General features: G+C 72.5%; 24 protein-coding genes and 1 riboswitch. Of the genes, 10 read left to right on the plus strand and 14 right to left on the minus strand.

Annotated elements, in window-relative coordinates; translation table 11 throughout:
• The first annotated feature begins 91 nt into the window (after positions 1-91).
• Complete coding sequence (locus tag OG522_RS27115) at positions 92-349, plus strand: (2Fe-2S)-binding protein (RefSeq protein ID WP_329465616.1); 258 nt, start codon at positions 92-94, stop codon at positions 347-349.
• 14 nt (positions 350-363) lie between these two features.
• Here OG522_RS27115 and bfr read toward each other — a convergent pair whose 3' ends face one another.
• A complete protein-coding gene (bfr, locus tag OG522_RS27120; RefSeq protein ID WP_120724184.1) occupies positions 364-843 on the minus strand; it encodes a bacterioferritin in 480 nt (159 codons plus the stop codon).
• 153 nt (positions 844-996) lie between these two features.
• Here bfr and OG522_RS27125 point away from each other — a divergent pair, with 153 nt between their 5' ends.
• Entirely contained in the window at positions 997-1629 is a 633-nt protein-coding gene (locus OG522_RS27125) for a sulfite oxidase-like oxidoreductase (protein WP_329465617.1), read from the plus strand.
• Positions 1630-1655: 26 nt separating this feature from the next.
• Here OG522_RS27125 and OG522_RS27130 read toward each other — a convergent pair whose 3' ends face one another.
• From OG522_RS27130 to thiO, 5 genes are all read right to left on the minus strand, one after another.
• Positions 1656-2507 carry a deoxyribonuclease IV gene (locus OG522_RS27130; protein WP_329465618.1) on the minus strand — a complete coding sequence of 284 codons (852 nt, stop codon included), beginning with the start codon at positions 2505-2507 and terminating at the stop codon, positions 1656-1658.
• An 11-nt stretch (positions 2508-2518) separates the two neighbouring features.
• Positions 2519-4495: a Stk1 family PASTA domain-containing Ser/Thr kinase gene (gene pknB, locus OG522_RS27135; protein WP_329465619.1), complete on the minus strand. Its 1977-nt coding sequence runs from the start codon at positions 4493-4495 to the stop codon at positions 2519-2521.
• 88 nt (positions 4496-4583) lie between these two features.
• Positions 4584-5378 (minus strand): thiazole synthase, encoded by a 795-nt coding sequence (locus OG522_RS27140; protein WP_329465620.1) that lies wholly within the window; start codon positions 5376-5378, stop codon positions 4584-4586.
• Between the two features lie 3 nt (positions 5379-5381).
• Positions 5382-5582, minus strand: coding sequence for a sulfur carrier protein ThiS (gene thiS / locus OG522_RS27145; RefSeq protein WP_329465621.1), 201 nt, complete (start codon positions 5580-5582; stop codon positions 5382-5384).
• Positions 5579-6760, minus strand: coding sequence for a glycine oxidase ThiO (gene thiO / locus OG522_RS27150; protein WP_329465622.1), 1182 nt, complete (start codon positions 6758-6760; stop codon positions 5579-5581). Before thiO ends, thiS begins: the two co-directional genes overlap by 4 nt.
• A riboswitch (TPP riboswitch) is annotated at positions 6758-6870 on the minus strand. (Overlaps the previous gene by 3 nt.)
• 176 nt (positions 6871-7046) lie before the next feature.
• Here thiO and OG522_RS27155 point away from each other — a divergent pair.
• From OG522_RS27155 to OG522_RS27175, 5 genes are all read left to right on the plus strand, one after another.
• A complete protein-coding gene (locus OG522_RS27155; RefSeq protein ID WP_329467754.1) occupies positions 7047-8213 on the plus strand; it encodes an NAD(P)/FAD-dependent oxidoreductase in 1167 nt (388 codons plus the stop codon).
• A 126-nt stretch (positions 8214-8339) separates the two neighbouring features.
• The gene (locus OG522_RS27160) at positions 8340-8705 is read left to right on the plus strand and encodes an Rv2175c family DNA-binding protein (RefSeq protein ID WP_329465623.1); all 366 of its coding nucleotides are present in this window, start codon (positions 8340-8342) and stop codon (positions 8703-8705) included.
• 108 nt (positions 8706-8813) lie between these two features.
• The gene (gene thiE, locus OG522_RS27165) at positions 8814-9464 is read left to right on the plus strand and encodes a thiamine phosphate synthase (protein WP_329465624.1); all 651 of its coding nucleotides are present in this window, start codon (positions 8814-8816) and stop codon (positions 9462-9464) included.
• A gap of 137 nt (positions 9465-9601) precedes the next feature.
• The gene (gene metF / locus OG522_RS27170) at positions 9602-10519 is read left to right on the plus strand and encodes a methylenetetrahydrofolate reductase [NAD(P)H] (protein WP_329465625.1); all 918 of its coding nucleotides are present in this window, start codon (positions 9602-9604) and stop codon (positions 10517-10519) included.
• A gap of 60 nt (positions 10520-10579) precedes the next feature.
• A complete protein-coding gene (locus tag OG522_RS27175; RefSeq protein ID WP_329465626.1) occupies positions 10580-11470 on the plus strand; it encodes a hypothetical protein in 891 nt (296 codons plus the stop codon).
• Between the two features lie 45 nt (positions 11471-11515).
• On the opposite strand, the gene OG522_RS27180 is transcribed toward OG522_RS27175, so the two are convergent.
• The 5 genes from OG522_RS27180 to OG522_RS27200 form a co-directional block, all read right to left on the minus strand.
• On the minus strand, positions 11516-13024 hold the full coding sequence (locus OG522_RS27180; protein WP_329465627.1) for a phytoene desaturase family protein: 1509 nt from the start codon (positions 13022-13024) through the stop codon (positions 11516-11518).
• 31 nt (positions 13025-13055) lie between these two features.
• On the minus strand, positions 13056-13703 hold the full coding sequence (locus OG522_RS27185) for a DUF4126 domain-containing protein (RefSeq protein WP_329465628.1): 648 nt from the start codon (positions 13701-13703) through the stop codon (positions 13056-13058).
• Between the two features lie 369 nt (positions 13704-14072).
• A complete protein-coding gene (locus OG522_RS27190; protein WP_329465629.1) occupies positions 14073-14681 on the minus strand; it encodes a TetR/AcrR family transcriptional regulator in 609 nt (202 codons plus the stop codon).
• Between the two features lie 11 nt (positions 14682-14692).
• On the minus strand, positions 14693-16777 hold the full coding sequence (locus OG522_RS27195) for a YhgE/Pip domain-containing protein (RefSeq protein ID WP_329465630.1): 2085 nt from the start codon (positions 16775-16777) through the stop codon (positions 14693-14695).
• Positions 16749-17528, minus strand: coding sequence for an ATP-binding cassette domain-containing protein (locus OG522_RS27200; protein ID WP_329465631.1), 780 nt, complete (start codon positions 17526-17528; stop codon positions 16749-16751). Before OG522_RS27200 ends, OG522_RS27195 begins: the two co-directional genes overlap by 29 nt.
• A gap of 202 nt (positions 17529-17730) precedes the next feature.
• Here OG522_RS27200 and OG522_RS27205 point away from each other — a divergent pair, with 202 nt between their 5' ends.
• The 3 genes from OG522_RS27205 (at position 17731) to OG522_RS27215 (ending at position 19843) form a co-directional block, all read left to right on the plus strand.
• Positions 17731-18282, plus strand: coding sequence for an SAV_6107 family HEPN domain-containing protein (locus tag OG522_RS27205; RefSeq protein WP_329465632.1), 552 nt, complete (start codon positions 17731-17733; stop codon positions 18280-18282).
• A 136-nt stretch (positions 18283-18418) separates the two neighbouring features.
• Positions 18419-19177 (plus strand): class I SAM-dependent methyltransferase, encoded by a 759-nt coding sequence (locus tag OG522_RS27210; RefSeq protein ID WP_329465633.1) that lies wholly within the window; start codon positions 18419-18421, stop codon positions 19175-19177.
• 276 nt (positions 19178-19453) lie between these two features.
• Positions 19454-19843 carry a DUF3040 domain-containing protein gene (locus OG522_RS27215; RefSeq protein ID WP_329465634.1) on the plus strand — a complete coding sequence of 130 codons (390 nt, stop codon included), beginning with the start codon at positions 19454-19456 and terminating at the stop codon, positions 19841-19843.
• A 210-nt stretch (positions 19844-20053) separates the two neighbouring features.
• Here the strand turns inward: OG522_RS27215 and OG522_RS27220 are convergent, their stop codons facing one another.
• From OG522_RS27220 to OG522_RS27230, 3 genes are read right to left on the minus strand one after another with little or no spacing between them, the layout of a single operon-like run.
• The gene (locus OG522_RS27220; RefSeq protein ID WP_329465635.1) at positions 20054-22495 is read right to left on the minus strand and encodes a transglutaminase TgpA family protein; all 2442 of its coding nucleotides are present in this window, start codon (positions 22493-22495) and stop codon (positions 20054-20056) included.
• Complete coding sequence (locus OG522_RS27225; RefSeq protein WP_329465636.1) at positions 22492-23844, minus strand: DUF58 domain-containing protein; 1353 nt, start codon at positions 23842-23844, stop codon at positions 22492-22494. The genes OG522_RS27220 and OG522_RS27225 overlap by 4 nt, the downstream gene beginning before the upstream one ends.
• Complete coding sequence (locus OG522_RS27230; protein ID WP_329465638.1) at positions 23844-24854, minus strand: AAA family ATPase; 1011 nt, start codon at positions 24852-24854, stop codon at positions 23844-23846. The genes OG522_RS27225 and OG522_RS27230 overlap by 1 nt, the downstream gene beginning before the upstream one ends.
• Positions 24855-24862: the final 8 nt, after the last annotated feature.

Here is a 24862-nt window from a genome sequence, read left to right on the forward strand (position 1 = left end):
CCCGCCGGGAGCGCCAGGTAAGGTTAGGTTAGCCTCACCGATCAATCGGGATGGCCGTGACCTGTCGATCCCGCTCTGATCGCTCCGGGAGGTGAACCGCGTGTACGTATGCAACTGCTTCGGCGTCACCGAGGAGCAGGTCAAGAAGCACGCGGAGGGCGGTGCCTGCACCCCCCGCCAGATCGCTTCCGCCTGCAAGGCCGGCACCGACTGCGGTTCGTGCGTCCGCCGGATACAGTCGCTGCTCGGCCGCGGCGCCTGCCCCCGGCGGGAGCTGGTGGAGCAGGGCGAGCCCGCGCTCACCGCGATGGCCCCGGAGCTCGCCCCCGCCCTCGACGAGGCGGCCTAGGCTCCCGTCCGGCCCTAGCTCTCCGGCTGCTCGATGAGCTGTGCGATGTAGAGCGGCTCGCCGAGCTTCTCGACCAGCTCCAGCTGAGTGTCGAGGTAGTCGATGTGGTGCTCCTCGTCGGCCAGGATCGACTCGAAGATGTTCGCGGACGTGATGTCGCCCTTGGCGCGCATCACCTCGATGCCCCGCTTGAGACGATCGATCGCCTCGACCTCGATCTGCCGGTCTGCCTGGAACATCTCGGTGACCGTCTGCCCGATCCGCACGTGGAAGAGGCGCTGGAAGTTCGGCAGGCCGTCCAGGAAGAGGATCCGGTCGGTCAGCACCTCCGCGTGCTTCATCTCGTCGATCGACTCGTGACGCGTGTACTTGGCCAGCTTCGTCCAGCCGAAGTTGGCCTGCATCGCGCTGTGCAGCCAGTACTGGTTGATCGCCGTCAGCTCGGCACTCAGCTGCTCGTTGAGGAATTCGATGACCTCGGGGTCGCCCTGCATCGCAGAGGCTCCTTCCAAGCGGTAACTGGGCAGGTTCCGCGCATCCTCGCACCGTGATCAGAGACCGTCCAGTAAGTGCATGCTTAGTACGAGTTGCCCGAATAGAGACGGCCCTGGTCATCACCACCCCTCCAGGTCTGTCACCATGGAGTCATGGGTCAGCCGGAGAGCCGGGAACGGCGGGAAGAAGCGGAATCGGAGCTTCCTCCGGGGCAGCGGCTTCAGCGCGGCTGGCCGGTCACCCACTACGGACCGGTGCCCAAGTTCAAGCCGGAGCGCTGGGAGTTCCGGGTCTTCGGGGCCACCGCCGACGGCGACAAGCACTGCTGGAACCACGAGGACTTCTCGGCGCTTCCGTTCGCGACCGTGGTCGCCGACCTGCACTGCGTCACCAAGTTCTCGATGCTGGGTGCCGAATGGGGCGGGGTGATGGCCCGCACGATCGCCGAACTCGCGCCGCCCGCACCCGAGGTCACCCATGTGATGGTCTGGGCCGAGTACGGCTTCAGCTCCAACCTGCGCCTGGCGGACTTCCTCTCCGACCGCACCGTCTTCGCCACCCACAACGGCGGCGAGCTGCTCACCGCCGAACACGGCTTCCCGCTGCGCCTGGTCGTACCGCACCTCTACGCCTGGAAGGGCCCCAAGTGGGTCCGCGGCATCGAGTACATGACCGCGGACCGCCGGGGCTTCTGGGAGGAGCGGGGCTACCACAACATCGGCGACCCCTGGCGCGAACAGCGCTACTCCTACCAGGAGGAGCCCGGGGACGGCCCCGAGCTCTGAGAGCCGGCCCCCCCCGCCAGCCGGATCTACGCGCGGAGCGACTTCAGCCGCGCCACGTCCGCCGCATGTCCTTCCTGGCCGCCCGGCGTCTCGATGATCAGCGGTACGCCGGCGGTCGCCGGGTGGGCGAGCAGCTCGCGGAACGGTTCGGCGCCGATGTGCCCGGAGCCGATGTTCTCGTGCCGGTCCTTGTGCGCGCCGACCACGTCCTTGGAGTCATTGGCGTGGATCAGCTTCAGGCGGCCCGCGCCGACCGTGTCCACCAGCAGGTCCAGGGTCTGCTTCATCCCGCCGGGTCCGGCGAGGTCGTGCCCGGCCGCGTAGATGTGGCAGGTGTCCAGGCAGACGCCCAGCTTGGGGTGGGCGTCCAGGGCCTCGAAGTAGGGACCGAAGTCCCAGGTGCGCGAGCACAGGGAGAAGCCCTGTCCGGCGGTCGACTCCAGGAGCAGGAACGGGTCGTCGTCATGGGTCAGTTCGTCGAGCAGCGGCAGCAGACGCGTCCGGACCTGCGCCAGAGCCTCGGCGCGCGGGCGTCCGCCGGTCGCCGAGCCGGTGTGCACGACCACGCCGAGCGCGCCGATCTCGCGGCCCCTGCGCAGCGAGTGCCGCAGCGACTCCACCGACTTCTCGGCCGTCGCCTCGGTGTGCGAGCCGAAGTTGATCAGGTAGGGGGCGTGGACGTACGCCGGGATCGAGGCCTCGGCGCACTCGGCCCGGAACCGCTCGTCCTGGGCCGGGTTCCCGCTGGGGGTGGCCCAGCCGCGCGGGTTGGCGGCGAAGACCTGCACGGTCTCGGCGCCGATGTCGCGCGCGTAGGCGAGGCCGGTCGTGGCTAGGCCGCCGGCCACGGGGACGTGGCCGCCGATGGGGTTGCGCATGGGGTGGCTACCTACAGTCCCTTGGTGGTGATGGTGATCGTGGAGCCCTCCGGGGCCTGGGCGCCGCCGTTGACGGACTGGCCGGAGACCTCGTCGCTGAGGAACGGGAAGCTGCGGTCGACCTTCACCTTGAATCCGGCGCCCTCCAGTGCCTTCTGGGCGTCGGCGGCCTTCTCGCCGGTCACCGTGGGCACGGTGATCATCCGGGGGCCCTTGGAGACGGTCAGGGTCACCGTGTCGCCCTGCGCGAGCTGGGCGTGCTCGGCGGCGGACTGCGCGGCCACCTTGCCCGCGTCCTGCGGCGAGTTGACCTGATCGGGCGCGACGACGACCTTGAGCCCGGCGCCCTGGAGCGCGGAGGTCGCCGCGTCCACGGTGTCGCCGACCACGCTCGGCACGTCGATGGGCGCGCCCTTGCTGACGACCAGCGCGACGGCGGTGTCCGTGTGGCGCTTGACGCCGGCCGCCGGGCTGGTGCGGATCACCGAGCCCTGGGCGACCGAAGCGTTGAACTCGGCGCTGGTGTCGCCCGGTGCGAAGCCCGCCTTGTGCAGCTCGCTCTTCGCCTGGTCGAGCGGCATCCCGTCCAGCTTGGGCACCTGCGCCGTCTCCGGGCCGCGCGAGACCACCAGCGTCACCGAGCCGTTGCCGCGGATGCGGGCGCCGGTGGCCGGGTCGGTCCCGATGACCTGGCCGCGCTCGACGGTGTCGCTGAACTGCCCCTCGACCTTCTTCACGCCGAGCCCGGCGTTCGACAGCTTCTTCTTCGCCGCGTCCTCGCTCTGGCCGATGAGGGCCGGAACGTGGGTGAACTGGCCGGAGTTGATGTACCAGACGCCCGCGCCGACACCCAGGATCATGACGAGCGCGGCCACCACGGCGATCAGAGCGCGCCGGTTGGCGCCCCGCCGCCGGGGAGCGCGCGGCGCGGGCTCCGGCTCCTCCTCGATGCGCTGCGGCATGATCAGCCGGCTGGTGCGGTTGAGGGGCGCCTCGTGCGCGTGCTCGGGCGGCAGCGGGGTGGCCGCCGGACCGGTCGGCGTCGCCACCGCCCGCGGGATCACACTCGTACGGTCCTCCGAGCCGGGCCCCGAGGTCGCGGGGGCGGTGCGCGCGCCCGGCGGCACCGCGTCCAGCTGCTCGTCGGCGAGGGCCGCGCGGGCCGTACGGGTCTGCGCGAGCAGGGCCACCGCGTCGTGCGGGCGGACCTCGGGGTTGCGGGCGGTCGCCGAGGCGACCAGCTCGTCCAGCTCCAGCGCGAGGCCGGGCACGGCCGCGGAGGGGGCGGGAACCCCCTCGTGGAGGTGGGCGTAGAGGATCTGGGCGGGGGTGTCCCCGCTGTGCGGCTTGGTGCCGGTGAGCATCTCGTACAGGACGACACCGCACGCGTACACGTCGGCGCGGGTGTCGCAGGTGCCGTGCTCGATCTGCTCGGGGGCCAGGTAGGAGACCGTGCCGAGTACCGAGCCGGTCGTGCTGGTCACCGAATCGACGGCCCTGACCAGGCCGAAGTCGGCGACCTTGACCCGGCCGTCGTCGCCGATCAGGACGTTCTCGGGCTTCATGTCCCGGTGGACGAATCCGGCCCGGTGCGCGGCGCCGAGGGCCGCGAGCACGGGCTCCAGGATGTCGAGGGCCGCGCGCGGCTGGAGCGCGCCGCGCTCGCGCAGCACGTCGCGCAGGGTGCAGCCCGCGACGTACTCCATCGCGAGGTAGACGTACTGGCCCTGCGCGCCCTGGTCGAAGACGCCGACCACATTGGGGTGCGCGAGCCGGGCCACCGACTTGGCCTCGCGGATGAAGCGCTCCACGAAGGAGACGTCGGCGGCGAGGCTCGGGTGCATCACCTTGAGGGCGAGCACCCGGTCGAGGCGGGTGTCGACGGCCCGGTAGACCGTGGCCATACCGCCGACGGCGATGCGCGCGTCGACGCGGTAGCGGCCGTCGAGCACCTGCCCGACGAGGGGGTCATGAAGGGTCGTATCCACGGGGGAGAGTTTACGAGCGGCTCGCGACCCCGTTCACGCCGCGTGCCCCGTGGGGCCCGTACTGAAGCCGACCTGTGACGCGGACCGGCTAGAACGCGGGCCGCTCCGGGTCCAGCGCCGCCCGGCCCGCCATCGTGGAGGACGCCTCGGCGAAGTGGCGGCGCGGGATTCGGCCCGCTCGGTGGGCGAGCCGGCCCGCCACCACCGCATGCCGCATCGCCTCCGCCATGAGCACCGGCTCCTGCGCCCGGGTCACCGCCGAGGCCAGCATCACCGCCGAGCAGCCGAGCTCCATCGCGAGCGCGGCGTCGGAGGCGGTGCCCGCGCCCGCGTCGAGGATCACCGGGACGCCCGCCCGGTCCACGATCAGCTCGAAGTTGTGCGGGTTGCGGATGCCGAGGCCGGAACCGATGGGGGAGCCCAGCGGCATGATCGCCGCGCAGCCCACGTCCTCCAGCTTCCGTGCGAGCACCGGGTCGTCGTTGGTGTAGGGCAGCACGGTGAACCCGTCGTCGACCAACACCTCGGCGGCGTCGAGCAGTTCGACCGGATCGGGCAGCAGGGTGCGTTCGTCGGCGACGACCTCCAGCTTCACCCAGTGCGTGCCGAGCGCCTCGCGGGCCAGGCGCGCGGTGAGCACGGCCTCACCCGCGGTGAAGCAGCCCGCGGTGTTGGGCAGCACCGTGATGCCCAGCCTGTTCAGTACGGACAGGACCGAGCCCTGCACGGTGGGATCGAGGCGGCGCATCGCGACCGTGGTCAGTTCGGTGCCGGACGCGACGAGCGCGCGTTCCAGGGTGTCGAGGCTGGGCGCCCCGCCCGTACCCATGATCAGGCGCGAGTCGAAGGCGGTGTCGGCGATGGTCAGCACGTCGTCGGCCATGGCTCAGCCTCCCTGCACGGCGGTGAGGACCTCGACGCGGTCGCCGTCGCCGAGTGTGGTCATGGGCCAGGCGCTGCGCGGCACGACCGCCTCGTTGACGGCGGCGGCGACCCCGGAGCGGCTCGGGGTGAGGGTGGCGACGAGGGCGTCGAGGGTGGTCCCGGAGGCGAGCGCGCGGGGCTCGCCGTTGACGGAGATGGTCATGCGGTCGTCAGCTCCCAAGGTGCGCGGGTGAAGCGTCGGGGGGTGAACGGGCGTGCCTCGTCGGGCAGTTCACCGGAGGTCAGGACGTGCGCCATGACGTCGCCGGTGACCGCGGTGAGCAGCACGCCGTTGCGGTAGTGCCCGGTGGCCAGGTGCAGACCGGGCAGCGCGGTGGGACCGAGCAGGGGCGCGTTGTCGGGGGAGGCGGGACGGAGCCCCGCCCGGGTCTCGGTGAGCGGCAGCTCGGTGATCCCCGGCACCAGCTCGTGCGCGTCGCGCAGCAGCTCGTAGACCCCGCCGGCGGTGACCGTGGTGTCCCAGCCCAGCTCCTCGCTGGTGGCGCCGACCACGAGCTCGCCGTTCTCGCGCGGTACGAGGTAGACGTCGCCGCCCCGCACCACCGCCCGCACGGTCCGGGACAGGAAGGGCGCGTACGCGGGCGGCACGGTCAGCCGCAGGACCTGGCCCTTCACGGGACGTACCGGCGGAAGCAGTTCCTCCGGTACGCCCTTGAGCCTGCCGCTGAGGCTGCCCGCGGCGAGCACGACCTGATCGGCGGCGAGATGGGTGCCGTCCGCCAGGACGACGCCGGCGGCCCGCTCCCGTACGACGCGAAGCCGCTCGGCCCAGCCGTGGACGAACCGCACGCCGGCCCGCGTACAGGCGGCGACCAGCGCCTTGGCCAGCCGCCGCGGGTCGATCTGGTGGTCACCGTCGACCCGGAGCCCGCCGCGCACCCCGGGGGCCAGCATGGGTTCCAGACGGCGGCAGTCGCGCCCGGACAGCCACTCGGACTCCAGGCCGCTGCGGACCTGGAGCGCGTGCAGGTCGCGCAGGTGGGCGCGGTCGTCGGAGTTGAGCGCCACGGCGAGCGTGCCGCAGGCGCGGTAGCCGGTGTCCAGGCCCGTGACCTCGCTCAGCTCGGCCGCGAAGGCCGGGTAGCGGCGGGCGGACTCGACGTTGAGGGCGAGCAGGGTCTGCTCGCCGTAGTGCAGCTCGGTGACGGCGGCGAGCATTCCGGCCGCGACCTGGGCGGCCCCGCCACCCGGTTCGGGGTCGGCGAGCACGACGGTGAGGCCGCGCTGGGCGGCCCGCCAAGCGGTGGCGAGCCCGATGATGCCGCCCCCGACCACGAGGACGTCGGACCCGTTCCCGGGCCCGTTTCGTGAAGAACGCATGGGCGTCCAGCCCCTCCCTTCGCCGGCATGACCCGGATCAGGTTCGTACGGTCGGAGGCCGCCCAGCCTCCCTCTCAGCCCGGTGCGTCCGGGCTCCCGCGAGTGCTTTACGCCTGCCACCATAGCCCGAGCGGCCAACCCGCAGTAAGGGAGCGTGCGGGTGCCCCGGGAGCGCGCGGCAGGCCGCGGCCCCTTACCTGACTAATCGTCAGATGTTTATGGTGATCGGGTGAGCGAACAGCAGAGGCATTTGGAAGCGCGGCACGTGGTCGTCGTCGGCGCGGGCATGGCCGGCGTGCAGACCGCGGTGGCCCTGCGCGAACAGGGCTTCCCCGGAGCCATCACCCTCATCGGCGCCGAACCCCACCAGCCCTACGACCGGCCCCCGCTCTCCAAGGCGGTGCTGCTCGGCAAGGCCGAGGGCTCGGCCTTCGAGGTGGACTTCGAGGCGCTCGACGTGGAGTTGCGGCTCGGGCTCGAAGTCACCGGGGTGCGCCCCGCCGAGCACCGCGTGGTGACGGAGGCGGGCGAGGTCGCCTACGACACCCTGGTCATCGCCACCGGCGCCGAACCCCTGACCCTGCCCGGCAGCGGAGGCGTCCCCGGCGTCCACCTGCTGCGCACGCTGGACGACGCGCGCCGGTTGCGCCCGGTCCTCGATCAGCGGCACCGGATCGTCGTCGTGGGCGCCGGGTGGATCGGTGCGGAGTTCGCGACCGCCGCGCGTGAGGCGGGCTGCGCGGTCACCGTCGTGGAGGCCGCCGACCGCCCCCTGGCCGGGGTGCTCCCCGCCGAGGTCGCCGCGCCCATGGCCGTCTGGTACACCGACGCCGGGGCCGAACTCCTGACCGGCGCCCGGGTCCGGGCGGTCATGCCGGGCGAGGTCCTGCTCGCCGACGGCCGCAGGCTGCCGGCCGACGCGGTGGTCATCGGCATCGGCGCCCGCCCCGCGACCGGCTGGCTGGCCGGCTCGGACATCGCGCTCGGCCCCGAGGGCGCGATCACCGCGGACGCCCGGCTGCGCACCTCGCTGCCCGATGTGTACGCGGTGGGCGACTGCGCCTCGTTCCCCTCGGCCCGCTTCGGCGAGCGGCTGCTCGTCCACCACTGGGACAACGCGTTGCAGGGCCCGCGCACGGTCGCCGCCGACATCGTGGGCGAGGCGCCCGCCGACTACGACCCGGTCCCGTACTTCTGGTCCGAGCAGTTCGGCCGCTTCGTCCAGTACGCGGGCCACCACACCGACACCGACGACCTGGTCTGGCGCGGTGACCCGGCAACGGCCCCGTGGTCGGTCTGCTGGCTCCGGGACGGGGCCCTGGTGGCCGTCCTGGCGGTGGGCCGCCCGAGGGACCTGGCCCAGGGCCGCAAGTTGATCGAGTCGGCGGAGCCGCTGGACCGGACGAAGGTGTCGGACCCGTCGGTGCCGTTGAAATCGGCGACCCGGGGGTAGCGGGGGCCCGGGGGCGGCGCGCCCCCGCAGGCAAAGGGCGGACGGGAGTCACCCGGAGGGACCGGGCACGGCCCCCGAGGGACCACCCCGGTACCGACTGTCAGTGGGAGGTGGCACGCTTGGACCGTGACCGAGATTGACGCAAAGATTGATGCTCTCGTCCCCGCCTGGCTCCACCTCCCCGACATCGCGGAGATGCTGGACGTGGAGGTGACGCGTGTACGGCAGCTGGTCAAGGAGGGCCAGCTCATCGCCGTACGCCGCGGTGAGAACCGCACGCTCCAGGTGCCGGCCGCCTTCATCGACACCGACAAGGTGGTCAAGGGCCTCACCGGCACCCTGACCCTCCTGCGGGACGACGGCTTCTCCGACGAAGAAATGCTGGAGTGGCTCTTCACCCCCGACCCGACCCTGCCCGGCACCCCCGCGCAGGCGCTCAGTGAGAATCGCGGCACGGAGGTGAAGCGCCGCGCCCAGGCGCTCGCCCTCTGATCCGAACGAGCCCACCGAACAGCCTCGACGAGCCGCGGTGTACGGTCCGGTTCCGAACCGGGCCGTCACCGCACCGCGGCCGAACACGAACACAACGGGGGACCTTCCATGCCCACGGCCCGTGAGCAGCTCGCCGACGCCCGGCTCTACCTGTGCGTGGACGCGCGCAAGCGCCAGGGTGACCTGCCCGAGTTCCTGGACGCCGTCCTCGCCTCCGGCGTGGACATCGTGCAGCTGCGGGACAAGGGCATGGAGGCCGCCGAGGAGCTGGACCATCTGGCCGTCTTCGCGGAGGCCTGCCGACGGCACGGCAAGCTGCTCGCCGTGAACGACCGGGCCGACGTGGCGCACGCCGTCGGCGCGGACGTGCTGCACCTGGGCCAGGGCGATCTGCCGGTGCCCGCCGCGCGGGCGATCCTGGGCGAGCAGGTGCTGATCGGCCGCTCCACGCACGCCGAGTCGGAGGCCGCCGCGGCCGCCGCCGAGCCCGGCGTGGACTACTTCTGCACGGGCCCCTGCTGGCCCACCCCCACCAAGCCGGGCCGCCACGCGCCGGGTCTCGACCTGGTGCGTCACACCGCGTCGCTCGGCACCGACCGGCCCTGGTTCGCGATCGGCGGGATCGACGCGGGCAACCTGGAGGAGGTCCTGGACGCGGGCGCCGACCGGGTCGTCGTCGTCCGGGCGATCACCGAGGCCGCCGACCCCGCCGCGGCCGCCGCCGACCTCGCCAAGCGCGTCAGGGAGCGGCTCGCCTAGGCAGCTCCGGGCTCGACCGGGGGACCCGCCACGCGGATGTATCCGGAAGATGTCCGAGGGATGGACAAGAATCCGACAATACGGACTTTTTCCTCGGTTTGGTTGGGGGACCGGACACCCCTGGCTAACCTGCGAGTATGGCCCTTGGCACAGCTTCCACCAGGACGGATCGCGCACGCACCGTGCGCGACATGCTCGCGACCGGCGAGACCACGTACTCCTTCGAGTTCTACGCGCCCAAGACGGAGAAGGGTGAGCGGAACCTCTGGAACGCGTTGCGCCGGGTGGAAGCGGTCGCCCCCGACTTCGTCTCCGTGACCTACGGCGCCGGCGGATCCACCCGCACCGGCACCGTGGAGGCCACCCAGCAGATCACCGAGGACACCACCCTCACCCCGGTCGCCCACCTCACCGCCGTCGGGCACTCGGTGGCCGAACTGCGCCACACCGTCGGCCAGTACGCCGACGCCGGAATCCGCAACATCCTCGCGGTGCGCGGCGACCCCAAGGGCGACCCGATGGGCGAGTGGGTCAAACACCCCCAGGGCGTGACGTACGCGGCCGAACTCGTCGCGCTCATCAGGGAGTCCGGCGACTTCTGCGTCGGCGTCGCGGCCTTTCCCGAGATGCATCCGCGGTCACAGGACTGGGATTCCGACATCCGGCACTTCGTGGACAAGTGCCGTGCGGGCGCGGACTATGCCATCACGCAGATGTTCTTCGAGCCCGAGAACTATTCGCGGCTGCGCGACCGGGTCTCGGCGGCCGGCTGCGAGACCCCGATCATCCCCGAAGTCATGCCCGTGACCAGCGTGAAGCAACTGGAACGACTGCCCCAACTCAGCACCGCGGCCTTCCCCGAGACGCTGCGGGACCGGATGCTGGCAGTCAAGGACGATCCGGCCGCTGTACGCTCCATTGGAATCGAGTTCGCCACGGAGTTCTGTTCGCGGCTGCTCGCCGATGGCGTTCCCGGGTTGCACTTCATTACCCTCAACAACTCCACGGCGACGCTCGAAATCTACGAGAATCTCGGTCTGCACCAGCGGGCGTAGTCGGCAAGCGGTACCCGGCCAGGGGACAGCCGCAACCGGGTCAGGGGAAGAGGGACGTACATGGGCTGGACGGTCCTCTACATCGCGTTCGGAATCGTCGCGCTGTGGCTGCTCGGTGAGGTGCTGCTCCAGTACAAGGCGCGGCTGCGCTGGCGGGTACTGGCCTTCACCGGATTCCTCGGCGTGGTGATCGGCGTGCTCATCCCGTCGATCGTCGTGATCATCCTGGGTGCGATCGCCTTCGCCGTGGGGCAGGTGTACGTCACCCTCTCCTTCCGGCGCGGCTTCTCCACCGGCTGGGCACTGGGCGGCAGGCCGGGCGCGAGCCGCCGCCGCAGGTCGGGCCGGAAGTCGGCACCCGCCCCGGAGCCGGTCCTCGAAGTCTCGGGCCTCCAGTACGAGGACGCCGCCGCGGCCGGTACCCCGGACCCGAACGGCGAGACCCTGCACGGCGCCCCCCTGGATCACGGCGACCACGCCGCCTACGGCGACTCCGTGTACGAGCCGCAGCCGCTGCCCGACGACACCGGCCAGTACGGCGTCTACAGCCCCACGGCGCAGGCAGAGGCACAGCCCCAGTACGCCGCGTACGACCCGCATCAGCCGTACGCCGACCCCTACGCCCCGCAGTACGACACGGGCGCCGGGCAGCAGCAGTACGCCGCCTACTCCGACCCGTACATCGGCAACAGCGGCCAGGTGTACGGCACGTACAACTCCTACGACAGCTTCGGCGGCCAGCAGTCCTACCCGGACCCGCTCACCGCGCAGTACGGGACGGACACCCCGCCCGGCGGGGTGTGGGTGCCCCAGCAGCGCGACGGGGCGCAGCTGTACTCCCCGTACGAGCAGCAACAGCAGGTCCAGCAGCCGTACGACCCGAACCAGCCGAACCACCCGAACCACACCGACCTGCCCAACTACCCCGAGCAACAGCCCTACCGCTACTGACCGCCGCGCGGGTCCGGCAGCCGGGCCCGGTGTCGGCCCGGGGGCTCACTGCGAGCCCCGGAAGTCCTCTCCCTCCACGATCAGCCCGGCCACCAGCGCGCCCGACATCCCGCAATGCGCGAGCCCGCCGCCGGGGTGCGCCCAGCCGCCCGCCAGATGGAGACCCGGCAGGCCCGTGGTGTTGGACGGGTGCAGGAACCGGGCCCCGGCTCCGGCCAGCGAGGGCGCGGGCACCGAGCCGCCCTGGGCGCCGGTCGCCCGCGCGAGGTGCGCCGGGGTGCGCGCCTCGCGCCACAGCAGCCGCTCCCGCAGGTCCGGTACGGCCCGTGCGGCGGCCGTGATCAGATCCTCCGTGTACCGCCTGACCAGAGTCTCCTGGCTCCAGTCGACCGGCCCGTGCGGTGCGACCGTCGCGGTCAGCGTCACCGCCTCGTGATCGTCGTCGGGCCGCACCGCCGGATCGTCGGGACGCAGCACCGTGACCGTGGGGGTTCCGGTGTGCGATCCGGCGAACGCGGCGTGCGCCCCCGCGGCATCCGGGGAGTGGACCACCGTGCGGTGCACGGCGTCCGCCGGGCGGTGGCCGCGCAGCGCGAGCAGCACCGTGAACCGGCTCGGCGCGCCCCCGGCAGAGGGCCGCACCCGCTCCGCGCCCCACAACTCCCGGCCGGGCAGCATCGGTTCGAGGGCACGCGGGTCCACCCCGCACACCACGTGGTCGGCCGCCACGACGGTGCCGTCGGCGAGCTCAAGACCCGCGGCCCGGCCGTCCTTCTCCCGTACGCCCGTCACCTCGGCGTCGAAGACGAACTCGACCCTGCGGGCCACACAGCGCTCGTACATCGCGCGCGCCAGCTCGCGCATGCCACCGCTGACGTACCAACTGCCGAAGGTCTGCTCCATGTAGGGCAGCACGGCCGCGGAGGCCGGGGCCGTGCGCGGATCCAGGCCGTACTCCAGCGCGTAGCTCTCCAGGAGCGTGCCGAGCCGGCCCCCTCCCAGCTCCCACGCGGCGACCTCGCCGAGCGTGTCCGCCCGGCGGGGCGCACGCAGCAACCTGCGGTGTTTCAGCGCCGGATAGGGATCGCGGGCGAGTACCTGCCAGTCGGGCCACAGCGGCTCCTCCAGGAGGGGCCGGCGGGTGCGGTCCCAGGCCTCTCTGGCCCGGCCGAGGAACTCGCCCCACCGCTCGCCCGCCCCCGCCCCCAGGGCCGCGTCCAGCGCGGAAACCACGCCCGCGCGCGAGGCGTTGGGAAGGGACACGTCCGTACCGTCGGCGAAGAGGTGGCGCGAGGCCGGGTCCACCGGGGCGAGCCGCACACAGCTCTCCAGCGGCTCCTTGCCGGTCTTCACGAACAGGTCGCGGTAGACCGCGGGCAGCCGCAGCAGACCGGGGCCGGTGTCGAAGACGAACCCGTCCCGCTCATACCGCCCCAGCGCGCCGCCGTAGGTCGACGAGCGCTCGTACACCACCACCCGGTGGCCTGCCACGGCCAGCCGGGCAGCAGCCGCCATGGCGCCCGCACCGGCGCCGATCACCGCAATCCGTGCCATGTCCGCGACTGTATCCGCCGCCACTGACAACTCAGTCCGGCGGCCGGGACACCCCCGTCGCGGCCGGCCGCCTCTCCTCCAGCCGCCTCTCCTCCAGCCGCTTGTCCTCCCGGCGCTGCGCCCTGCGGCGCCGGAAGCGGCGGATCTTCCGCCACAGGACGACCAGCGTCAGGATGCCGACGGCCAGCAGCGTGCCCGCGATCACGGCTGCCGCCAGCGGGTGGAAGATGGCGAAACTCATGATCCCGGCGACGCCCAGGTCCTCCGCCACGCTCAGCGCGATGTTGCTGAACGGCTCGGGCGAGGTGTTCACCGCCATCCGCGTCCCGGCCTTCACGAGATGGCTCATCAGCGCGGTCGAGCCGCCCAGCGCCCCGGCCGCCAGGTGCGGCAGCGAACCGTTCTGCCCGGCGAGCAGGGCCCCGACCACCGCGCCCGCGAGCGGCCGGATCACCGTGTGGACCGAGTCCCAGACCGAGTCGACGTACGGGATCTTGTCCGCGACGGCCTCGCAGAGGAACAGGACGCCGGCGACGATCAGGACATCGGGCCGCTGGAGCGCCGTGGGCACGTCGTCGGTGAGACCGGTGGCGCCGAAGAGGCCGAGCAGCAGGACCACCGCGTACGCGTTGATCCCGCTCGCCCAGCCGCTGGTGAACACGAGGGGGAGTACGGACACGGACGCGATCGTAACCAGCCCGGACCGGTTCCGGCTGAGGTTGAGCGCGGGCGTCTGAGTATCCGTACCTAGCAGGCGAGATGAGTAGGTACGCGGATGGGTCGCGGCCTGCGCGGAGGCGAGAGTGGAGGCCGCGGAAGGGGCGCGGTGCCGGCACCGCCGACACGGGGCGGCGGAACCGGTGCGGCTCCCCCGACGTGAGGAGTACGGGGGGAGCGCCGGGGCGGTGCGACTCTGGGGGATCGAGCCGCACCGCCCCGGCGTGCTGCGTGCACCGTTGCTGAGCTGTTGAAGGGGCGCGGGGGTGTGCCGTTGGGCGGCTCCGCCGCGATGGCCCGCGGTCGGCGAACGCCCCTGTCCGCCGGGCGCTCAGCGCCCGCTGACCCGGCCGTGCAACAGCCTTGACAGCGCCGCGTGGACGTCGTCAAGAGAGCGCTCGCTCTGGAAGGCCTGCCAGTCCAGCGCGGCCACCAGGACCATCCCGACCAGCGCCGCCGCCGTCAGCGGAATGTCGATCTCCTCGCTGAGTTCACCCGCCGCCACCGCGTCCCGCAACACCGTCTCGACCACGGCCACCGCCTCCCGGCGCACCACCAGAAGGGTCGACTGCCAGGCGCGGTTGGTGCGCCACAGCTCGGCGACGTACAGCTGGGTGAAGGCCGGGTAGCGGTGGATGAAGCCCAGGCCCGCCCGGATCATCGCGTCGAGGGCCTCGACCTTGGTGCCACCCCGCTCGGCGGTTTCGTCCGCGGCCGCCTGCAAAGAGGCGGTCAGCAGGCCCACGCCGTGCCGCAGCAGCTCCTCGAAGAGCTCGGTCTTGCTCTTGAAGTTGTAGTAGACCGTGCCCTTCGCGACGCCGGCGCGCTCCGCGATCTCGTCCACCGTGGTGGCCGAGAACCCCTGCTCGGCGATGAGCGTCACGGCCGCTTCGTAGAGCTTCTGCCGGGTCGCCTGCCGTCTGGTGCTGCTGCTGTCCATGGCGTCGATTCTCACAGGCTCAGCTCGGGGTGCAGCCGGTCCAGGGACCACACCTGCTTCTGCCGGGCGGACAGCGCGGTGAGCGCGAGGGCGCCCACGGTGAAGGCCGCCAGGACGGCGCACCCCTGCCAGACCACGCCCAGGTCGCCGCCGGTGATCAGCCTGCGCAGCCCGTCGACGACGTAACTCATCGGCAGGTAGGGGTGGATGGCGTTGAAGAACGCCGGGCTCGTCTGGACCGGGTAGGTGCCGCCCGCCGACGTCAGCTGGAGCATCAGTGCGGCGAGCACCAGGATGCGTCCGGCCGCTCCGAACTTGGCGTTCAGCCACTGCACGATCGCCGCGAAGCAGCAGGAGGTCAGGGCCAGATAGCCGAGCGTCCCCGCGGTCCGCTGCATTTCGAGCCCGAGCCCGAAGTGCAGGACCGACATCAGCGCCGCGATCTGGAGCACCCCGACGGCCGCCACCGGCAGCCAGCCCGCGAAGGCGATGCGCCAGGCGGACGCGCCGGCGGCCAGTGCCCGACGGTTGAGCGGCTGGATCAGCATGTACGCGACCATCGCGCCCACCCACAGGGAGAGCGGGATGAAGTACGGGGCGAAACCGGTGCCGTAGTTGGGCGCCTTGTGGACCGCCTGCGAGGCCAGCTTGACCGGGTCGGACATGACGTCGGTGCGCTGGTCGCGGGCCCGCTTGTCGTAGTCGGGGATCTGCCCGACGCCGTCGTGCAGGCCGGTCGCGAGCTGGACGGAGCCGTCGGACAGCTTGAGGATCCCGCCGTCCAGGGCGCCCGCGCCCTTCTTCAGCTTGCCGACACCCTTGTCGAGGTCGGTGGAACCCGTGCTGGCGGTACCCAGGCCCGCGTGGATGTCGGCCGCGCCCTTGGCGACGTCGTGCGCGCCCTTGTTGAGCTTGTTGATGTCGGCGATCTTCTTCTCCAGGTCGCCGGAGAGGGACGGCGCCTTCGCGGCCAGGTCCCGGGCCTGGGTCTGGAGGTCTCCGAGGCTCTTGTTGAGCTTCTTGAAATCACCACCCTGGTCCTTGACGAGGTTGTTGACGTCCTCGGTAAGGGTCGCGCCGGTGGCCATCGCCTTCTTGGCCTCGTTCAGCTTCGGGCAGACCGCCCCCGGAGTGAGCGTGTCCACGCAGAGCTGCTGGTAGAGGGCGTCCAGGTCCTTCGAGGCCTGGCGTGTACCGGCCGTGGCGGCCGGGGCCAGCCTGATGATCTCGGCGAGGTTGTCGCGCACCGGCTGGATCGAGTCGGCGAGGAGCTTCGCCGAGTCCGCGACGGTCTTGCCGTTGTCCTTCAGGTACGGACGCGCCTTGCCGGCCACTCCGTTGGCCTCGTCCGCGATCTGCTGGGTGCCGTCGGCGACCTGCTGGGCGCCGCTCGCCAGGGTGCCCGCACCGGTGTCGAGCGCCGAGATGCCGCCGGCCAGCTTGCCGCTGCCGTCCTTGGCGTCCTTGAGCCCGTCGGCCAGGCTCTTGGAGCCGTCCTTGGCCTTGCCAAGGCCGTCCTTCAGGTCGCCCGCGCCCTTGGCGGCCTTCTCGGTCGCGTCGTGGAGGTCGGCGAACGAGATGAAGATCTTGTCGAGGAACGACCGCGACGCCTTGGTGGAGGCGGCGGCGCGCACCTCGGAGAACACCGTCCGCGAGATCGAACCCACGATGTAGTTGTTCGCGTCGTTGGTCCGCACCTGGAGCGCGCCCGTCTCGGGGGAGTCACCGGAGCTGGACGCGATCCTCTTGCTGAAGTCGGCGGGCATCGTCAACGACAGGTAGTACTTGCCGTCCTCAAGGCCCTTGCCCGCCTCGGCGGCACCGACCTCGTGCCACTCGAAGGTCTTGCTGTCGAGCAGCTTCTTGCTGATCTCGTCGCCCGCGTGGAGCTGCTGCCCGGCGGCGCTCGCCCCCTTGTCCTCGTTGACCAGCGCCACCGGGATCCGGTCCAGGCGGCTGTACGGGTCCCAGAACGAGCACAGGTAGAGCGCTCCGTACAGCAGCGGCAGCAGGAGCAGCGCGACGAGTGCGGCCCGCGGCAGCTTCCCCCTGCCGAACCGCTTCAGCTCAAGCGCTGCCAGTCGTGGCGAACGCATCCGCCGCCCCCTCCTCGTTCGTGGCCCCGTCCCCGGTGGCCGCCTCTGTCGTCCGTACGGTGATGTCGGCCTTGGCGGGCGCCTCGCTGCACACCGCGAGGACGGTGGTGCCCGCGTTGGCGACCGAGCGCAGCAGCGCCCAGGCCGCGACGCGTTCGGCGTCCGACAGCTTCAGGTCGGCGTCGTCGACCGCCAGCAGCCGGGGCTGCCCGATGAGGGCCAGCGCCACCGAGAGCCGCAGCGCCTCAAGGCGTTCCAGATCGCGTACCGAGGTGTGCTCGCGCTTGGGCAGCGAGGCGAGGTCGAGCCCCGCCGAGGCCAGCGCGTCGGCGATACGGGACCTGCTCTCGGCCCGGCGCTCGGCGGGCGAACGCAGCAGCGCCCGCACCGAACCGTCGTAGCGACGCAGCAGCATCACCCGCTCGCGCAGGTGCTCGGCGACGGTGAACGCCGGGTCGAGCTCGCTGACGCCGGGCACGTGGCCGAGCGCGCTGACGCGCCGCACGGCCGCCATCTTCCGGGGCAGCGGGAAACCGGCGACCTCGGCGAGCCCCTCGGCCGGCTTCATCCGGCCGGTGAGCGCGAGCAGCAGGGAGGTCCGGCCGGAGCCGGACGGTCCCGCGACCGCGACGAGCGAGCCGGGTGCCGCGTCGATGGCGACCCCCCGGAACGCCCAGCCGCGCGGCCCCTTGAGTCCGAAGCCGTCCGTGCGTATCGCCGCGCCGGTCGCGTCCGCGTGCGGGCTGTCCACATTCCCCCCTGCTCTGCGCGTCCCCCGGGGCCGGAACTCGGCCCCACTTTATTGAACTGACTGGTCAGTACAAAAGATAACCCGAACCTGAATGCGAGGCAAAGGAGCAGGTCAGGGGGCAATCCGGATCGATTGTCAGTGGTGGCCCTCACGATGGACACATACGGCCACAGTGCCGTCACACGACGACAGGAGGTTCGTCATGGCCAGCTCCCACGCAGCAGCCGCATCCCGGCGCCGCGCCAGCAGCCCTGCCCCCTCACTGAACGGTCCGGCGGGCGGTCCCGCGAACGACGTCCATCCCGTGCTGCGCCGTGCGGGCGCACCGCCGGCGGCCCTCGATCTGCTCGCCCAGGCCCGCGGCGGGCTGGACGAGGCGGCCGTCCTCGACACCCCCAACGAGCGCTACGCGACGGCCCACCTGGCCGCCCTGCGCACCGCGGCCGCCGTCCTCGCCGCGCGCGGCCGCCCCGAAACCAGTCCGCGCCGCCGCCAGCGCATCCGCAGCGCCTGGGAAGTGCTGCCGGAAATAGCCCCCGAGCTGACCGAGTGGAGCGCCCTGTTCGCCTCGGGGGCGCACCGGCGGGCCCGCGCCGAGGCCGGCATCCAGGGCGCGGCCACCACCCGGGACGCCGACGACCTGCTCCGTGACGCGGCGATGTTCCTGCGCCTGGTCGAGCGGATGCTGGTCCTCCAGCCGGTGCTGCCCCAGCCCAGGCCCCGCGAGCCGGAGGCGGAACGGGGGACCGGCTGACGGCGGCGGCCCGGCCGGGGTGGCCCGCGGCTGATCGGCAGCGGCCCGGGGAGGCAATAGGGTGGACGGGTCTTCACCCTTTCCACGCCTTCCACGCCGCCGTCCGCGGCGGCACCGCGCCGAGGAGTCAACTGCCGTGTCGGACCCCATGCGCCCCCGCGCCTCCCTCCGTACCGCCGTGGTCTGGGAGGTCCTCAAGGAAGCGCTCGACCGTCAGGTCAAGGCGACCGGGCGGGAGGCCCTGGACGTCCTGGACACCGGCGGCGGCTCCGGCAACTTCGCGGTGCCGCTGGCCGCCCTCGGACACCGGGTCACGGTGGTCGACCCCAGCCCCAACGCGCTCTTCGCACTGGAGCGCAGGGCCGCAGAGGCGGGCGCCGCCGAGCGGGTGCAGGGCGTTCAGGGCGACATCCTCGGCCTCTTCGACGTGGTCGAGCGCGGCGGCTACGACGCGGTGCTGTGCCATGGCGTCCTTGAGTACGTCGAGGACCCGGCCGAGGGCGTGCGCAACGCGGTCGACGCGCTGCGGCCCGAGGGTGCGCTCAGCCTGCTCGCCGCCGGGATCGGCGGCGCGGTGCTCTCCCGGGCGCTGGCCGGGCACTTCACCGAGGCGCGCCACGCGCTCCGCGACCCGGCCGGCCGCTGGGGAGCCGGCGACCCGGTGCCGCACCGGTTCACCGCCGAGCAGCTCATCGAGCTCGTCGGCGCGGCCGGGGCCACGGCCGGGGCGGTGCACGGAGTGCGGGTCTTCGCCGACCTGGTTCCCGGCGTCCTGGTGGACACCGAGCCCGGCGCCTTGGACGCGCTCCTCAAGCTGGAGGCGGCGGCCGCCGAACTGCCCGCCTTCCATGCGGTGGCCACCCAGCTGCACGTGCTGGGCGAGAAGCGCGGCTGACCCCCTTCACACGGCCGTGGGCGGGCTGATCAGCGACGCTGTGCCGCATGGAGTACGCCACAGGCCCCCCGATCGGCGGCTTCGCCCCGTATGATCGGTGGACACCGTCCGGCATGACGGCTCGGCCCATGGGGAATTGAATCTCCACAACCGAACCGCCGTGGCGGCCCGGCTGGTGAATTGGCGTAGAGGGCGGGTTTCACGGGGGCGATTCCCTGCCTATCCTGAAGGGGCCGCATCCGGTCGCCCCCCGCGACCGACGAGTAGGAGGACTCCGTGCCGCTCTCGGAGCACGAGCAGCGCATGCTCGAGCAGATGGAGCGAGCGCTGTACGCCGAAGATCCCAAGTTCGCGACAGCGCTTGAGGGAAGCGGGCTGCGTACGTACACCCGGCGACGGGTCTACCAGGCGGTCGCGGGCTTTCTGGTGGGTATCGCGCTCCTCATGGCAGGAATGGTCGCCCAGCAGATCTGGATCAGCGTGGTGGGGTTCCTCGTCATGCTCGGATGTGCGGTGCTCGCGGTCACCGGTTGGCGCAAGGCGCCGCGTCCCGGTGAACAGGCGCGTGCGGGTGGTTCCGCCGGGCCACAGCAGGCCCGGCAGCGGCGCTCGGTGATGGACCGGATCGAGCAGCGCTGGCAGCGGCGCCGCGATGAGGGGCGCTAGCCCCGCCCTCTTTGACCTGAACCGAGGGGCGGTCACCTTGATGAGGTGACCGCCCCTCAGGCATGTCCGGACCCGGGTCGGCTTGTCCGGTGCCGGGCCGGGGGCCCTGCCCCGGGTGGCAGTCAGTGGCCCAGGGCCGCCGGCTCCCACCCCGACCCGGGTGCGTCGGTGGCGCGGGATCACGGGAGCTCCGCCCCCGGACCCCGCTCCTCAAACGCCGGAGGGGCTGGACTTGGCTCGGTCGGGGCTCGCCTTTCGGCGGGGGCGCAGGCGCTCTCCCCACACTCGGGCCCGTTCCGATCCGCGGATCTTCAGGGACTCCCAGCGGAGCGAAAGGGCCCAGATCACTCGGACAGCTGAGCGCGGGGCGAGAATCGCGCGCAGGCTGGTCCAGCGGCCCGCCTGGGTGCGCAGGCCCTCTGCCACGCGGGCCACGTCCTCCGCGAGGCCCGCCGTCGGCTCGGGGTGTGGCGCGTACAGCACCTGCTCCACCGCCCCCGCCACACGGTGAACGGATGTGGCCGCCGCGCCGTCGAGGCGGCCAAGACGCACCACGCGCGCCGCCGCCTTGCGGGGCGTCTGCGACTCGTCCGGCGGGATGCCGTGGTCCCAGGCCGTGTCGGTGATCTCCTGCCAGGCGGCGAGCGTACGGGCCACCGCGTCGGCCGGGGTCCGGCCGCCGGAGCCGAGACGTCGGGCCCTGACCCGCCTGCGCCACAGCAACGGCAGCAGCGGCAGCACCAACAGCGCCGCCACGGCGAGGACCGTACCGATCAGGGTCGATGCCGAGGGCCCGCTGTCCGTCGGGCCCGCCGGGGTGGCCGCCGCCGTGGGGCCGCAGTCCCCGAGGCGGCGTGCGCCGGGCGGGCAGGAGTCCGCGGCGGACGGCGCGGCCGACGGCTGGGCGGAGGCGCTGTGGGTCGGCTGGGCCGGGCTGCTCGGGTTGCCCGCCGGGGCCTGCTGCCGGGTGTAGTCGGGGATGCTGCCGCGCGTAGGCGTCGGCTCGAAGCGGGTCCAGCCCACTCCCTGGAAGTACAGCTCGGGCCAGGCGTGCGCGTCGCGCAGGCCCACCGACATCGTGCCGTCCGCGAGCGGGGCGCCCGGCGTGAAGCCGACGGCGACCCGCGCCGGGATGCCCAGCGTCCGAGCCATCGCGGCCATCGAGAAGGAGAAGTGGACGCAGAAGCCCTCCTTCTCCTTCAGGAAGTTGGCGATGGCCTCGGTGCCGCTGCCCGACTGGACCTGGGTGTTGTACGTGAAGCCGCCGCTGGTGGAGAACCAGTCCTGGAGCTTGACGGCCTTCTCGTAGTTGTTCGGGGCGCCGTGGGTGACCTGCCGAGCGGTCGTGCCCACCACGGAGGGCAGCGAATCCGGGACCTGGGTGTACTCCTTCAGCAGGTCCGCCGGCGGCGCCGGGGCGTTCGCCAGCTGGGCCGCCGTCGGCTGCACCAGCAGGCTGGCGACCGTGTACTGCGCACCCTGGGTCGTCTGCTTGCGGTCGCCGACCAGAGTCCGCCCGACCGGCTCGAACCGCCAGTCACCCTTGATCTTGACCTGGGTCGCGGGGAACGGCATCGGCAGCCAGCTCTGCGCGTACCAGCCCGCCGCCGAGATGCTCGTCTGCACCTCGGTGGTGTTCACGGACGGGCTCAGCCCGTCCGGCCTCGGCAGCGGATCGGGCACGTCCTTGATGCGGCGCTCCGAGGACTTCCAGGACGCCCCGTCGAACTCGTCGAGCGCGACGATCCGCAGGTACATCCCCTTGGTGTCCTGGGCGTTGGTGTTGTAGCGCAGCACCTCGCGGTCCTGGGGCTGGTTCAGGCTGTTCTGCAGTGAGACCAGCGGATTGACCGCGGAGATGGTGCCGCCGGTCCCGTCGCCGTTCCCGGTGCCGCCGCCGGGGCCCAGCAGCCCGCCGTCCAGCGCGGGCAGCATCGCCGGGATCACCAGCGCGATCCCGAGCGCCAGCACCCCGATGCGCCGCCCGGTACGGACCGGGGCCAGCGGTGTCGCACTCTCGAACACGCCCTGCGGGGGCCGACCGGGCGCCCGCGCGGTGCCGCCGAAGACGCGGCCCCACTGCGAGAGCCGGTCGCGGCTCTCGGCCAGCAGGAGCAGCAGATAGCCCGCGGCCGCGAGCAAGAACCAGAGCCAGCTCGCGCCGCCCTGCGACAACCCCGCGGCCACCGAGTACAGCGCGAGCAGCGGCAGACCCGCCGGGGCCGCGCTGCGGAACGTCACCGCGAGCGCGTCCACCGCGAGGCCGATGACCAGCACCCCGCCCACCAGCATCAGCCGGATGCCCGAGGTGGCCGGCGCCGGGATCGCGTAGTTCCCGACGTCCGAAGCGCCCTGCTGGAGCAGCGCGTTGAGGTGCTCGAAGACCTCGGGCCCCGGCAGCACCCCGCCGATCGCCTGCTCGCGCGCGAACACCACCGTCAGCGTGAGCAGACCCACCACGGCCTGGGCGAGTACGGTCAATGGGCGCGCGAGCGGCACCCGCCGGGCCAGCGCGCCGGCCCCGCTCAGGAGCGCGAGCAGGATCGCGGCCTGGAGGATCCAGGGCGCCGGGCTGACCAGCGGCAGCATCGAGCACGCCGCCATCATCGTGGCCGCGTAGGCGCACAGCGCCAGCCGTCCGCGCCCGCTCATGACCATCCCCCTGCCGTGCCGGAAGCGTCGGCCGCTCCCGCGTTCGTACGTTCGTGGCCCGCGAGGCGCCACAGCTCGGGCAGGGCGGCGCCCGGCTCCACCGCGAGCGCCGTCCAGCCGCCCTCGCGCAGCAGCCGCAGCCGTTCCTCGACGGGGCCGTGCTCGGCGGCGCCGTGCGTCCACCGCCCGCTGTCGAGCACGAAGGCGACCGCGGCCCCGCTGCGCCGGCGCATCTTCGCCGCGACCGCGGCCTGTTCCTCGTCGAGGTCGCCGAAGAACCCGATGAGCAGCCCTTCGTTGCCGCCGCGCAGCACGTCGTACGCGCGGGAGAGACCACCGCCGTCGGAGTGGTCCACGACGGCGAGGGTGTCCATCATCAGCCCGGCCGAGTCGGAGGAGTCCTGGGTGGAACCCGCGAACCCGCCGGCCCCGTCCCCCGGCACCGAGCTGCCGGTGTCCGTCAACAGCCGTACGGAGAAGCCGCGTTCCAGCATGTGCGCCAGGGCTGAGGCCGCGCCCGAGACCGCCCATTCGAAGGCCGAGTCGGGACCCGCTCCCGCGTAGGCGCTCTCCCGGGTGTCGAGCAGGACCGTGCAGCGGGCCCGCTGCGGCTGCTCCTCGCGGCGCACCATCAGCTCGCCGTAGCGTGCGGTGGAGCGCCAGTGCACCCGGCGCAGGTCGTCGCCGTGCCGGTAGCCGCGCGGAATGACGTCGTCCTCCCCGGCGAGCGCAAGCGAGCGGTGCCGTCCGTCGCCGTACCCGGCGGCCTCGCCGGACAGCCGCACCGCCGGCAGCGGTTCGGTGCGGGGGATGACGGTCAGCGTGTCGTACGCACTGAACGCGCGGGTCAGCTCGCACATCCCGAAGGGGTCGGTGAGCCGCAACTGCAGGGGCCCGAGCGGATAGCGCCCGCGCAGGTCCGAGCGCACCCGGTAGGACACCTCGCGCTTGCCGCCCGCCTCGACCCGGTCGAGCACGAAGCGCGGGCGCGGACCGAGCACGTACGGCACCCGGTCCTGGAGCATCAGCAGACCGGTGGGCAGCCGGGAGACGTTGTCGACCCGTAGCTGGACCCGGGCCTCGGCCCCCGCCGTGACCCGGCCGGGGGCCAGTCGGCGGCTGCCCGCCACGCGGTAGCGGGTCCGGTAGAGCACCACCGTGCACACCAGCGGGAGCACCGTGAGCAGCAGACCGACCCGGAACAGGTCTTCTTGGCCAAGGACGAAGGCGCAGACCGCGGCGGCGACGCCGGCCGCGAGGAACGAGCGGCCGCGGGTGGTCAGACCGGACAGGGCGGCCCATGGACCGCCCCCGGCCTGCTCCTCGTCGCCGAGGCCGCCGGCCGCCATCACAGCCGCCGGGCGCCGGGCGGCTGCTGGCCGTACAGCGGGTTCCCGGCCTGCGGAACGGGCGTGTGCTGGAGGATCTCCAGGACGACCTGCTCGGCGGTGCGGCGGTTGAGCTGGGCCTGCGCGGTGGGCAGCAACCGGTGGGCGAGGACCGCGACGGCCAGCGCCTGGACGTCGTCGGGCAGCGCGTACTCGCGGCCGCTCAGGGCGGCGGACGCCTTCGCCGCGCGCAGCAGGTGGAGCGTGGCGCGCGGCGAGGCTCCGAGTCTGAGATCCGGGTGGTTGCGGGTCGCGCCGACCAGCTGCACCGCGTACCGCCGCACCGCGTCGGCGACGTGCACGCCGCGGACCGCGTCGACCAGCTTGACGATGTCATGGGCGTGCGCCACCGGTTGCAGGTCGTCGAGCGGGGAGACGCCGCCGTGCACATCGAGCATCTGGAGCTCGGCCTCGGGCGTCGGGTAGCCCATCGACACGCGGGCCATGAAGCGGTCGCGCTGCGCCTCGGGGAGGGGGTAGGTGCCCTCCATCTCCACCGGGTTCTGGGTGGCGACGACCATGAAGGGGCTGGGCAGTTCGTAGGTCTGCCCGTCGATGGTGACCTGCCGCTCCTCCATGGACTCCAGGAGTGCGGACTGCGTCTTGGGCGAGGCCCGGTTGATCTCGTCGCCGATCACGATCTGCGCGAAGATCGCGCCCGGCTTGAACTCGAAGTCCCGCCGCTGCTGGTCGTAGATCGACACGCCGGTGATGTCCGACGGCAGCAGGTCCGGCGTGAACTGGATGCGCCGGACCGAGCAGTCCACCGATCGGGCCAGCGCCTTGGCCAGCATGGTCTTGCCCACGCCGGGCACGTCCTCGATGAGGAGGTGCCCTTCCGCCAGCAGTACGGTCAGCGAAAGCCGTACGACCTCGGGCTTGCCCTCGATCACACTCTCCACCGACCTGCGGACTCGCTCCGCTGTGGCGGTCAGATCAGTGAGGCTCGCTCGATCGTCATAGGTCGTCACCCGGCCCT

It is taken from the genome of Streptomyces sp. NBC_01431 (assembly GCF_036231355.1).
In the GTDB taxonomy this organism is placed as follows: Bacteria; Actinomycetota; Actinomycetes; order Streptomycetales; family Streptomycetaceae; genus Streptomyces.